The organism is Polyangium jinanense (genome assembly GCF_028435365.1).
Window position 1 is genome coordinate 41322 of the sequence record NZ_JAGTJJ010000025.1, and the last position, 12371, is coordinate 53692.

The following is a 12371-nucleotide window of genomic DNA, read 5'->3' on the forward strand; positions in this document are numbered from 1 at the left end:
GCCCGGACGGGTCGGCTCAGAACTCGCATTGGTTCGTCGCAGGATTACAATACGATCCCGCCGCGACGAACGGGCAAATGTCGCCGAAGTATTGCGTGCAAGGGATGCCGCAGGCGTACGCGGTGTGCGTGTAGCAGACCTGCCCGCTCGGGCAGTCGTCGTTCGAGGCGCAGCGGCAGTTGAAATCGTCGGGGATCATGTTCCCGTTCTCGTCCTGGCCGTCGCAGCACTCGGTGACGTAATAATCGCTCGCGCTGCAGTCCTCGTCCGCGCAGTCGCTCGCGCCGTCGCAGTCGTCGTCGATGCCGTTCGTGCAAGCCGCGACGCCGAACTCGGGCTTGCCGGGGCCGCCATTGAGGCAGGTCGCGCAGATGCCGATGCTCGCACAGTCGGGATCGGCGCAGTCGACGTAGACGTCGCCGTCGTTGTCCAGGCCGTCGTCGCACTTCTCCTTCGGGTTCGGCTCGATCTCCACGTTGAGCACGAAGGGCCCCTCGTTCGCGCCGAGCTCCGGATCGACGGTGTACCCGTCGAGGAACACGTAATACGTGCCCGGATAGAGCAGCGTGAAGTCGAGCTTCGCCGACCAGGTGACGCCCGCGCTGTCGTCGTCGCAGCCGATCTCCTTGCCGGAGTTGCATTTGCCGGTGCGCACGTAGAGCGTGGAGTCGAAGCTCGTCCCGATGGAGTCGAGGTGGACGCGCGAGGGCTGGTTCAGCACGAAATAGAAGACCGCCTCGCCGGCGTCGCCGCCGCAGACGCCCTTCGTCTCGCTCACGTTGCCCGTGGTGTCGCCCGTGTACTGGCCCGTGCCGGGGATGAGCTTCGGCGAGAGGCAGTTCGCCTGCTGGAGGATGCAGATCGGGTTGTTCGCGCAGTCGGGATCCTGGCAGTCGACGAGCGTGTCGTTGTCGTCGTCGAGCCCGTTGTTGCAGACTTCGGGCTTGGGCGCGCAGTTCGGCGAGAAGAAGCAGGCCGGGTCGGCGCAGTCGATCTTGTTGTCGCAGTTGTTGTCCTTGCCGTCGTCGCAGATCTCGGCCGTGCAGTTCTGGCAGGCCGGCGAGACGATGCAGCTCGGATCGGCGCAATCGACGAGCTTGTCGCAATCCTCGTCGATCCCGCCCGTGCACACCTCGGGCGTGCCCGGCGGCTGGCAGGCGCACGGGAAGATGCCGAAGCAATCGGGATCGGCGCAGTCGACGAGGAGATCGCAGTCCTCGTCGGCCCCGTCGCTGCAGAACTCGGTCAGCGCCTGGCAGGAGCAGGCGGTGGAGCTGAAGCAGTCCGGATCGTCGCAGTCGATGCTGCCGTCGCAATCGTCGTCGAACCCGTTCTCGCAATCGAGCGCCTCGCTCGGCTTGCAGCCGCAGGCCGGCGTGCCCAGGCAATCGTTGTCGAAGCAGTCGACGATGGTGTCGCAGTCGTCGTCCTCGCCGTTCGCGCAAGACTCGCCGCCCGGCTTGGGCACGCAGCCGCACGTCGGCGCGAGCAGGCAGGCGGGATCCGAGCAGTCGGCGACGCCGTTGCAGTCGTTGTCCGCCGCGTCGGTGCAGATCTCGGGGCTGCCCGGGAAGACCTTGGGGTTCAAATCATTGCAGTCCGTCCCGCCGCACGCGAGCGGAGGAAACCCATCCGCGTCGTCGTCGCGCGGACCGTTTTGACAGACGCCGTCGATGCACGTGTCGGTCGTGCAAGGGTCCGCGTCGACGCAATCTTGAGCCACGACGCACATCGGCGCGCCGCCCACGCCGCCTTGCCCGCCGCCGCCGGTGCTGGAGGTCGAGCTCGCGCCGCCGACGCCACCTTGCCCGCCCGCGCCGCCCGGGCCGGTCTCCTCCGGGGGTGCGCCGATGCCGGTGCGGCTACACGCCGCGAAGGAAAGGCCCGCGAACGCGAGCGCCGAGAGGAACGACAGCGCCCGCGCGTGGCCGCGGAATCGAGACGAGCGGGGAGCGGAGTGGAAGGTCGACATCGGGGTGCTCGCGTGAGGGCTCGCCCGCGGGATCCCCGCGGTGGCCGCGCCGATGCTATCAAGCCGGGACGCCCCCGGGTGAAGTTCATGGCCGAGCTCGCCCGCAAACGACCCCACCCAAGTGCCCGAGCTGGCCCCGACCTCCCCGCGAACCTCCCTCGCCCCCGCGCGCATGCTGCTCCGCGGGGCCGGGCCGAGCCTCGGGGTCGTCGCGGCCGCGGCGTGCGCGCAGCGTGTCGCCCTGCCCCTCGCGGCCCTCTGGCTCGGCGACCGCGGGCCTCGCGACGCGCTCCTCCTGCTCGCGGTCGCGGCCGCCCTGAGCTTCGTCCGCGCGCGGGCCGCGGATGCCCTCGCGCGTGAGGTGCGCCTCCGCGTCGTCGATCTGTTCGTTGCGCCGCTCGAACGTGGCGCGGTCGTGGCGATGCCACCTCCGGAGGTCACGTCCGCGCGGCTCTCGACAGCGCTTCCCGTGCTCGTGAGCTGGGCCGTGGAGGGCGTGGCGATCCTGCTTGCCGGCGCGATCGCCGTGCCCGTTGTGACCGCGCTGCTCGTCTCGGCGCTCGGGGCGTCCGCGCTCGCGCCGCTCGCCTTCGCGGGCGTGACGGGCGGGCTCGTCACGATCCTCGGCGCTAAGCGCGTCGAGGCGGCGTGGGACGTGGTCTTCGAGCGAGCGCGTGTGCTCTTGGCGCAGGCGTCGGCGGGGTTTGCCGGCGCGGCGGAGCTCGTGGCCCACGGGCGCGCGCGGGCCTTCGCCGACGAGCTCAGGGCCGAGGTGTCGGCGTGGTCCTCGGCGGAGCTTTTGGCCCGCGCCACGAGCGCGATCGCGGGCTGGGGCGCGCTGCTCGCGACGATCGCCGCGGCGCTCGGCGCGGCGGAGCTCTTCGGCGTGAAGGCGTTCGAGGCCGGCGAAGGGCGCGACGTGCACCGATCGCTGCTCCTCGTGCTCGCCGCGATCCCCACGTTGCAGATGACGATCGCGGGGCTCGGGAACTTCGTCCATGCGCGGGGCGAGCTCGCGTCGCTCGGGGACATGCGGGCGTTGGGCGACGCGGAGGTTCGTCCCGCGGCCGTGGACGCGTCCGCTCGTGTGCTCGATGCTCGCGCGGAGATCCGGCTCGACGGCGTGGGATACGCGTACCCTCCGCGGGAAGGCGCCTTCGCGTCGAAGACGCCCGCGCTGCGGGACGTCTCGCTCGTGCTCCCGGCCGGCGAGAGCCTCGCCGTGCTCGGCCCGAACGGCGCGGGGAAAACGACGCTGCTCTACCTCGTACTCGGCCTCGTTCGTCCGGACGAAGGACGTGTCCTCATCGGCGGCGAGGAGCCGCCGGGGCCGGGACATGCGCGCTTCGGGGATCGGGTGGCCTTCGTCTCGCAAGCGCCGTTCGAACCGCCGGACGCGACGATCGCCGCGTCGCTGCGCGCCTTCGACGCGGATGCGCCCGATTCCCGTCTTGCATCCGCCCTCGACGAGGTGGGGCTCTGGGACGTGCTCCGGGCGCGCGCCGGCTCGGATGCAGCGGCGCTCGAGCTTCGCCTCGGCTCGCTCTCGCGCGGGCAAGCGCGGCGCGTGATGCTCGCGCGGGCGCTCGTGCGCGAGGCCGAGCTCGTGGTGCTCGACGAACCCGAAGCGCACCTCGATGCTGCGAGCGTCACCGAGCTCGCCGGGCTGCTTCGACGCCTCGCCACGCGCCGCCGCGTGATCGCCGCGATCCACGATCCCGCCGTGCTCGGCTTTGCCAACCACGTGCTCCGGCTCTCCGCATGACGACGCCCCCGACGCCCATCCTCGATCTGCTGCGTGATCCGCGCGCCGTGATGCCGGCGCCGACGCCGCAGGCGCACGCCGAGGCGATGCTGCGCGCGCATGTCCTTGGCCTCGTCTCGCGCGCGCTCGTGGCGCGAGGCGAGCGCGCGATGCTCGTGAAAGGCGCGGCGCTCGCGCTGACGATCTACCCCTCGCCCGCCGCGCGTCCGATGAGCGACGTCGATCTGCTCGTGCCGCCGCAGCGCGAGCGTGCGGTGATCGAAGCGCTCGCGGCGGCCGGGCTCGAGCTGCACGAGAATCGCTTTCGCCCGAGGAGTCGCGAGATGCTCGGCGAAACGCAGCTCGTCGCGCGCGCCGGAGAGATGCGCCTGCTCGTGGAGGTGCACGGGACGCTCGACAAGATCGTGCCGCGGCCGATCGATCTCACGGCCGTGGAAGATCGCGCGACGCCCGCGCCGGGGCTCTCGGGGCTGCTCTTGCCGTCGGCCGAGGATCATGCGCTGCTCGTGGCGCTGCACGCCGCGGGGCACGAGTTCCGGCACGACATCGCGTTGCTCGATCTGGAGCTCTTGATGCGAGGCGGGATCGACAAGCGCGTCCTCGTCGAGCGAGCACGCGAATTCCGCCTCGGGACGGTGATGTTCGTGATGCTCTCGACGCTTCGAGCGCTCGGCGCCGCGAGCGTCGATCCCGCGCTCGTCCAGGCGTTCGATCCCGGACGTCTCCGCCGCGCGGCGCTCGTACCGTTTTACGACGTGGGAGGGTTTCCGGTGCCGCGCACGAAGGCAGCGCTCGGCATCCGGTGGGTCGTGGGACAAACGCCGCTGCGGGACGATCTCGGCGCGTGGGCGCGAGGCCTCGCGCGGTATGCGGCGGCGCGCGTGGGGGATCGGATCACGGCGAGGTGACGCCTCACTTCGGGATCGCGATCACCGACTCGCAGCCGAAGGCCACGTTGAGCTGCGCGCTGTTGTCCCCCTTGATCTTCGAGCACGCCTCGGGGCACAGAATGATCTGGGTCGGCTTGGCCGGGTCGTCGTAATACCAGCTCCCGGGGACGTCGGCGCAGACCGCAGCATCGGCCGCCTTCGTGAAGGTGACCTCCGGCGAGCCATCGCTCGGCTTGTACACGACGTTGACCAGATTCGGATCGAGCGTCTCTCCCGGAGGCGGCGCCGGGATCGCGATCTCGCAGGAAAGCGCCTTGCCACGGATGTCGTTGAGGGCCTGGACGAAGGCAGCCGTCGTCCCTTGATCGCCGTCCACCAGGAACGCCTGGCCCGTCCCACCCGCCGCTGCGATGCCATTGAGGGACGAGAGCAGGTCCCCCACGCCGATGACGTAAACGGGGATGCTCGGCGAGCCCGTGAACGCGTCCTGTGCGACCTCCGTGGGCGGGGTATAATTCTCGTCGTCGTCGCTCCCACCCGAGCAATCCCCCTTCGGCTCGCCGTCCGTCGCAAGCACGACGACGACGACGTGATCCGGGTTCTCCGCCGCCCGCTGCTTCGCGTACTTGACGGCGCCCTGGAGCCCCGCCGACATGGGCGTGCCGTTGCACGGGCAAGGCGTGAAATCGAGCGCGTCGGCAATCGGCGTCACGTTGCCCGGCAGCGCGGCGATGGGCACCTCGGGCGTCGCATATTCGTTGATGTCGCACATGTTGTCCTGGCATTTCGTCGCGCCAGGCGTGGGCGCCTGATACGGCGGGAAGAACCCGAGGCCGACGTTGATCCCGGTGGAGCTCGGGTCCTTCATGAACCCGTTCAGCGCCGTCGTGACGTCCTTCCACCGCGAGATGGAGACGAGCCCGTCGTCCTCCACGGCCGCGGTGCAATTGTCGTACTTGGAGGTGTCGTGATAGCCGACCATGGAGCCCGACTGATCGAGCATCACATACATGTCGAGCGGGCGCAGCTCGGCGGTCTTGTTCGTGGAGACGCAAGCATCAATGCCGGAGCTCGAGCTGCCGCCGTTGCCGCCGCTGCCGGGGAACCCGATGCCGCCGGCCCCGCCGCTCCCGCCGGATCCACCATTGCCGCTGCCTCCCTGGTTGCCCGAGCCGCCGTTTCCGCCTTCGCCGCCGCACGCGGGTATGGCAAGCGCGGGCGCGACGAGGAAGAGCGAGAGCGAGAGCGCAAGGCGGTTGGCGAATGTGGTTCGGGGTTTCATGCGGTTCATGGCGGTCTCCGTTTCGGCCCCGAAGGTAAAGGATGGACGCCCGATACGCGAGCCGAAATCGTGCCTACCTACGATTCCGGCGAGGGTGCGTATTGTTTAGCCCTATTTGAATCGCAAACCGCCGCGCCGGGGCGCTGCCCCGGGCCCCGCGGGGGCTGTTCGCCCCTCGACCCGAACCAGGGCAAGCCCTGGACTGTTCGTGGAAGAACTGCGCGATGCGCAGTTCTTCCAACAGGCCGGTGGCAAGACCATGGAGGTGCTTCCACGCTGGCGGCGGGCAGAGGCGTCGTTGGTCTTGACCTGGCCTGTTCGATGAACTGCGCATCGCGCAGTTCATCGACCCCGGGTCCAGCGCTTGCGCTGGTCCAGGTCCAGGGGCGGATAGCCCCGGTGGGGTCTGGGGCAAAGCCCCAGCGCAGCGCCTCCCAGATGAGACAAAAGCTCAGTCGCTTTCGGACAGGGGGGCGAAGTTTCCGGCTTGGAGATCGCGCCGCTCGTCCTCGTGCTCCTCGACGAATTTCACGAGGTCCTTGTACGTGCCGCATGTCACCTCGGGCAGGCTGCACACGGCCTGCGCGAACGCTTGCATGGCCTCCCAGTATGCGCCGCCGTTCCACTTCGAGAAGTGGTGACCAATGTGCAGCGGGGCGCGGTTGCCGAAGTAGTTCGATTCGAAATAGGCCATGTAGGTATCGACCATCTGCTTTTTGTACGTCTCTTTGTGGTCGGGGTCCGGCTTGGCGCCCGAATCGGCGAAGTAGAAGTTGTAGTCCATCGACAGCGTGGCCTTGCCGGAGCCGACGATGCGCAGCTCTGCCAGCGGGAAGTTCCAGATGCCCGCGATCTTCTCGGGCCAGTAATTCGCGGCGTTCGTTCGGCTCGTATCGTACGTGTAGCCCTTGTTCACCAGCGTCTTGAAAAGGCCGGGGCTGTGCGCGAGCAGCGGCGCACGGAAGCCCACGACGTCGCGCGGGCCGAAGCCGAGCTCGGGAGCCGAAAGCCCGACGCCCCTGAAGATGATCTCCTCGAATTGATCGAACTCGCTCTTCCAGTCGGCCTCGCTCCACGAGCTCCCGTCGAAGTGGCCGTTCGCGTGCGAAGCGATTTCGTGGCCCTCGGCCGCAGCCTTCTTGACCTCCTCGAAGCGCTCGGCAATCTCGTCGACCGTCCCGCCCCACCCGATCGCCGACTTCCCCGGGCCGTGCCGCGGAGCGTTGTAACGTAGCTTGGCCGCGTTCGGAATGAAGTACACGCCGCTGATGAAGTACGTGAACTTCAGATTGTTCGCCGCGGCGAAGGCGCGCGACTCGCGCCAGAACGAGAGGTTGTACGACCCGTCGAAGGCGAGAATCACGAATTGCGGAGGCCGCGCCACGGCCACCGCTTGCGCGCCCTCTGCCGCGTCGTCTTTCTCTCGAGGAGAGTCGCCGCATCCGGCCGCGAATGTATGAAAGAGGGCGATAGCGGTGGCTCCGAAGAGGCGGCGGTTGCTCATGCCTCTTTCGCAAGCACCGCCCATACCAATCTACGTCGGTCCCATTTCGGCCCGTTGCCGACCTCGGTGACGATCCGCCACCGCGCTGCGACAAGCTGAACAGAAGGGAGTATCCAAAGGCTCTCTTTTGGGCCGCCGCGCCGGGGCGCTGCCCCAGACCCCGCGGGGGCTGTCCGCCCCTCGACCCGGACCAGCGCAAGCGCTGGACCTTTTGTGGAAGAACTGCGCGATGCGCAGTTCTTCCAAGGCGCCGGTGGCAAGACCAAAGACGGCGTTGCCGGTCGAAATGGCAGCGCGGCCATTTTTGAACGGCACGAGCCACAACATGTTCCGCAGAGCTGCGCCCATCCGGCGCGAACGCCCCGGACGATGATTCTTGCCGGCTTGGTATTCTCGAAACGTTCCCAGCGTTGAAGTTGCCTGCAAAGCGACGCGAGAGCGAGCCCCCGCAATGAAGCGCTCGGGGCGATGGCTCATGGCTTGCTCGAGGCGTGGGCGTGGGGCCTCCAATCTTCAGTCGCTGCCGGTCGCACGTCTCGTCGCTGCACTCGCCGCGTGTCGGGGCCGGAATCCTGACCAAGCGTGCCACCCATTGCCGAGCTGGCGCGTCCGCTCTTCGTCTCGCGCAATTCCGAACCAATGAAAAGGAACCAAGTCATGTCGACCAAGGAGACCTTGGCCATCGTTTTCGCTGCCGCTCTCTTGCCCGCGGTCGTGTGGGCTCAGGATGCCGGCGACGCCCCGCTCGAAGCGCTACGCGTCCAGGTGACTTCGTTGACGCTGGCAACGCGCCAGTTGCAGATCCTGGGCGGCTACTCCGGCTCGGCCGAGCACAAGTCCGCCACCATCCTCGGCGGCGAGAACTCACGCACCGACAAGCACGGCGACTACGCGCCCTTCTGAGGAGAACGACCATGATGACATCCGGCTCGTTTCCTCTGGCACTCTCGGCGCTCGTGCTCGGCATGTCGGCCTGCATTTTGGGCGACGTCGAGCCCTCTCCGGTCGAAACCTCGGTCGCGACCACGACCCAGCCGGTGGTGGTGGCGCCGGACCCAGCCGACAAGCGCTACGTCAACACCTTTCAGAAGCTCGATCCGACGCGCACCGATTTCAACTGGCAGAAGTGGCCGAATGGCACCCGCGAGGTGCAGATTGCCGGAAAGCTGATCGTCCTCGACGACGCCTACGTGAACAGCATGGGGAAGGACATCCAGGCAGGCAACGTCACCCGGCTGGACATCTACGCCGAGCGATTGATCGTACGGCGCCCCATCCGGGTGCCCGGCGCCCACGTGCGCATCTACGCCCGCGAGCTGCGCTTCGAGGACACCGGCGCGGAGCCGGCGCTCCTCGACACCTCGGCGAAACAGCCGCCCGTCGGTGCGGAGCAATTTCGCAACGGCGACAACGGCCAGTCCGCCGGCGACGTGCACCTGTTCGTGAAGGAGTTCTCCTCGCAGGGCAATCGCTTCCCGCGCTTTCGCATGAACGGGGGCAACGGGCAGAACGCGGGCCCGGGCAAGCACGGGGCCCCGGGGGTATCGCAAACGACCTTTGCCAGCGCGCATCAGGACCTGCTCAAGTGCGCGCGCAAGCACGGCATCGCCGCCTCGATGAACTTTCACGTCTCCAGTTTCAAGTTCGACCCGGCTCCCCTGACCCTGGACGAGCTCGAAAACAATGCCGTCGCGCTCGGGGTGGACCTTCCCACGAGCGGCACCAACGCGAGCCCGGGTGGGCGCCCGGGCGAACCCGGCAACGCCGGCTCGTTGCACGCCAACCTGCCTGGCCTCGCGCCCTACGCCGAAATGTTGGGGGGGAGTGCGGGCCTGAGTGCCGGGTACTACAGGGGCGGCCGGGCCGGCCAGCCCACGCCCGCGATCAAGCTGGCCTCGGCAAAGTGCCAGCACCTGGTTGGGTTCTCCACGGGCGCTTGCCGAGGTTGTGGCGGGTCGACCCATATGGCCGATCGATTGATCGTTCCCTCGGTCACCCGGGCCACGCCCACCGACGGGCGGAGCGTCGACTCGCCCTCGCCAAACCGCTCCACCGGCGACGCGGGCCAGGCCGAGCTGGTGAACGCGCCATTCGCCTGGCTGCACCCCCATTCGGTGGCCATGACCCTGTCTTTCGTCGAGGACGCGTTCCTGAACGGCTTCCGCACCCTGGCCGTCGACGAGCTGACCTCGCTCGATCAGGCGCTCGACACCTACCAGAAAAGCCCGGACTGGCAGGCGCTCGCCCTCGGCGACCAGGCGCTGCTCGAGCAGCAGGAGCTACGCGTCGAGACCCTCCTGGGCAAGCTGGCCGCGCGCCAGGACTACTTCGGCAACCCCGAGCACTGGGTGCCTGCGCTCTCGCTCGAGGCCAACAAACTGCTCTTCGAGGAGGAGGTGAGGTGGGCCATCCGCACCATCTACATGGCCGACTGGATCACCGAAACGCAGGAGCGTCAGGTCGACCGGGCCGCAGCCATCGACGCGGCCAAGAACCTCTTGCGCCAGGAGATCCGTACCCTCGAGTCGCAATACAACGACGCGCTTTTGGCGCTACCGCAACTGCAGATCGACGCAGAGACGGCGGCCAGCCACCTCGCGACGCTCGAGGGTGAGCTTTTGGTGGCCGAGCAGCGGCTCGAGGCGCGGGCGCGCGAGAACGTCGAGGATCGCCACAAGGTGCCGTTCTGGAAGAAGGGTCTGCGCGTGCTCGCCAGCGTCGCGCGCCTGATCCCGGTGGGCCAGCCGTACACGGGCGCGATCGCCGGCACTGCGCTCGACGCCATCGCCGAGGTCAAGAGCGACGCGCCCTGGGACTCCGTCAAGGCATTGCCCGACCAGGTCAAGCAGGCCAGCGAGACGATCGACAAGGCCAAGGAAGCGGCAGCGGCGGCCAAGAAGGCCAAGGAGGAGAAGGTCAAGCCCGAGACCAAGAAGACCAAGAAGACGCTGCGGGAGGGGGTGAAGGAGCTCGCCACCAAGCTGTCGCCGGTGATCGAAGAGGCCAAGAAGCACAAGGCTCTCTTCGCGAGCGCCGAGGCGCCCAAGGAGGAGCTCGAGAAGGAGCTCGAGAAGCTCAAGGGCGAGGACGCCGCGTTCAAGGAGGTCGCCGAGAAGGCCGCAGCGATCACCAAGGAGCGCGAGGCGTTCGCGGCCCGGTTGACCGAGACGCTCGACAAGCTGGAGAACGCCGCGGGCAAGATGGGCGAGCACTACCTGCACCTCGCCGAGCTCTTGCCCGAGGAGGAGGGCATCACCGAGGTGCTCCTCACCCAGCGCGCCATGCTCGCCATCGGCGACATGCGTGCCAAGGCGGAGCAGCGGCTGCTCAAGTACCACTACCTGCTGGGGCGCTCGTTCGAGTACACCATGCTGCGTCCGTACCCGGGCGACCTGACGCTCACCCGGCTGTTCAACGAGGTGCTTTCGCTGGTGAAGAACGACGCCACCGGCGTGATCTCGACCGAGCAGGACGAGCAGCTGTACACGCTTTACCGCGAAGAGATCTCGTCGCTGGTCGAGCTCGTCGTGACCGAGCACGCAGGCCGGCTGCAGACCACCCAGGTCGAGATCGACCTCACCCCCGACGAGATCACGCGCATCAACGAGGGATCGCCGCTCGAGATCGACTTCGCCGAGCGCGGCGTGTTCGGTCTCGAAGAGGAGAACCTGCGCCTGCTGGGCCTGGAGGTCGTCGACCTACGCTTCGCCGGCGCGCCGCCGGCAGGCGCGAGCTTCATGGACCTGGTGTTCGAACACGGCGGGCTGTCGCGCATCTTCCACGAGGGCGTGGTGCACGTATTCAAGCACTACAACCAGAAGACGCGCGACCCGCTGCGCTGGACGGCACGCTCGCAGAACGGAACGCTCACCATGCACCAGCCGAGCCCCGCCGCCGCGTCGCTCCTGCGTGCGCTGCTCACCGGCGACGACGCCAACCTCATGCTCTTCGCCCGGCCCTCGCCGTGGGCGAAGTTCTCGGTGCGCACCGTGTTCCAGGGCGCGCGTGTGCCCCTCTCGGCGGTGCGCCTGCGCCTCTCGTACGAGTACGAGCGGACCGTCGGTTCGAGCAACTGGAGGGCGCACCAGCAGGCGCAGAACGCGCGCATCGGCGCCCGTTACGCCAATCTGCTGCACCGCCAGCCGACCGCGGACGAGCTGCGCGCCGGCCGCGAGCTGCTCGACCTCGGCTACGGCGATGGGGACGTGGCGTCCGTGGTTTTCCGCCTGCATGAGCAGGAGGCCCAGGCGCTCGAGGTCGACCGCATCTACAGCGAGCACTACGGCCGCGTACCCAACCCGGCCGAGCGGGCCTTCTGGTCGCTCCAGCTTTTGGATGGCCGCAGCCTGGCGCAGGCAAAGGAATACGTGCAGCTCGTCAACGACGCGGTATTCGAGATCTACGCACGCCAACCTACCTACGACGAGCTGAAGCTGTACACGCAGTTGCTCGACCAAGGGCTGGGGATCTAGAGCGTAGGGTCACCCCCCTCCACGGCCCCTCGCCCCCACCCGACCCCCCGTTCGACCCCCAGCCGAGACGCCCGCGCCCCTCGGCGCACGTCCCTCGAACACCGGCCCAAGACCCCCCCGGCCTCGTCACTTCCTTCTCGATCGCGGACAAAACCGCCCCCGCCCCTCGCCGCCTCGTTCTCGCGCGCGAACCTCGAAGCCCTCGCCCCTCGAAACCTCCGACCCGAACCCGATGAGCGCCGCGCTCCGCCCGAAAGACGCGCGACGTGAGCTTCCGCCTTGGAGGTCGCGCCCCCCTTCGTCTCGCGCGTCGACGCCGACACAGGAAGGCGGAGGGCTCTTGCCTCGCGACACGCGTGCCAAGAAAGGAGGTCTCCGGCCTCGTCGATCGGCGCTCGCGTCGCGACCATCGAGGTCGCGTGCCTCCTCGCGCGCACGCCGAGCGCGACGCGAGGCCCCCCGCGCCCACTTCAGTCCGCGCGCGTG

8 protein-coding genes are annotated in these 12371 nt (G+C 68.4%); 5 read left to right on the plus strand and 3 right to left on the minus strand.

The window, feature by feature from the left end; translation table 11 throughout:
* Positions 1-16: 16 nt before the first annotated feature.
* Positions 17-1972 carry a MopE-related protein gene (locus tag KEG57_RS31245; protein WP_272422804.1) on the minus strand — a complete coding sequence of 652 codons (1956 nt, stop codon included), beginning with the start codon at positions 1970-1972 and terminating at the stop codon, positions 17-19.
* A 172-nt stretch (positions 1973-2144) separates the two neighbouring features.
* Between KEG57_RS31245 and KEG57_RS31250 the strand changes: the two genes are divergently transcribed.
* Positions 2145-3737 carry an ATP-binding cassette domain-containing protein gene (locus tag KEG57_RS31250; RefSeq protein ID WP_272422803.1) on the plus strand — a complete coding sequence of 531 codons (1593 nt, stop codon included), beginning with the start codon at positions 2145-2147 and terminating at the stop codon, positions 3735-3737.
* Complete coding sequence (locus KEG57_RS31255; protein ID WP_272422802.1) at positions 3734-4645, plus strand: nucleotidyltransferase family protein; 912 nt, start codon at positions 3734-3736, stop codon at positions 4643-4645. The genes KEG57_RS31250 and KEG57_RS31255 overlap by 4 nt, the downstream gene beginning before the upstream one ends.
* A gap of 4 nt (positions 4646-4649) precedes the next feature.
* Here the strand turns inward: KEG57_RS31255 and KEG57_RS31260 are convergent, their stop codons facing one another.
* The gene (locus KEG57_RS31260; RefSeq protein WP_272459111.1) at positions 4650-5918 is read right to left on the minus strand and encodes a vWA domain-containing protein; all 1269 of its coding nucleotides are present in this window, start codon (positions 5916-5918) and stop codon (positions 4650-4652) included.
* Between the two features lie 442 nt (positions 5919-6360).
* Positions 6361-7413, minus strand: a complete 1053-nt coding sequence (locus KEG57_RS31265; RefSeq protein ID WP_272459112.1) for a polysaccharide deacetylase family protein — start codon at positions 7411-7413, stop codon at positions 6361-6363.
* Between the two features lie 213 nt (positions 7414-7626).
* Here KEG57_RS31265 and KEG57_RS31270 point away from each other — a divergent pair, with 213 nt between their 5' ends.
* The 3 genes from KEG57_RS31270 (at position 7627) to KEG57_RS31280 (ending at position 11885) form a co-directional block, all read left to right on the plus strand.
* Positions 7627-7827: a hypothetical protein gene (locus KEG57_RS31270; protein ID WP_272422799.1), complete on the plus strand. Its 201-nt coding sequence runs from the start codon at positions 7627-7629 to the stop codon at positions 7825-7827.
* Positions 7828-8070: 243 nt separating this feature from the next.
* Positions 8071-8316, plus strand: coding sequence for a hypothetical protein (locus KEG57_RS31275; RefSeq protein ID WP_272422798.1), 246 nt, complete (start codon positions 8071-8073; stop codon positions 8314-8316).
* Between the two features lie 11 nt (positions 8317-8327).
* The gene (locus KEG57_RS31280) at positions 8328-11885 is read left to right on the plus strand and encodes a coiled-coil domain-containing protein (RefSeq protein WP_272459113.1); all 3558 of its coding nucleotides are present in this window, start codon (positions 8328-8330) and stop codon (positions 11883-11885) included.
* The last annotated feature ends 486 nt before the right edge of the window (positions 11886-12371 follow it).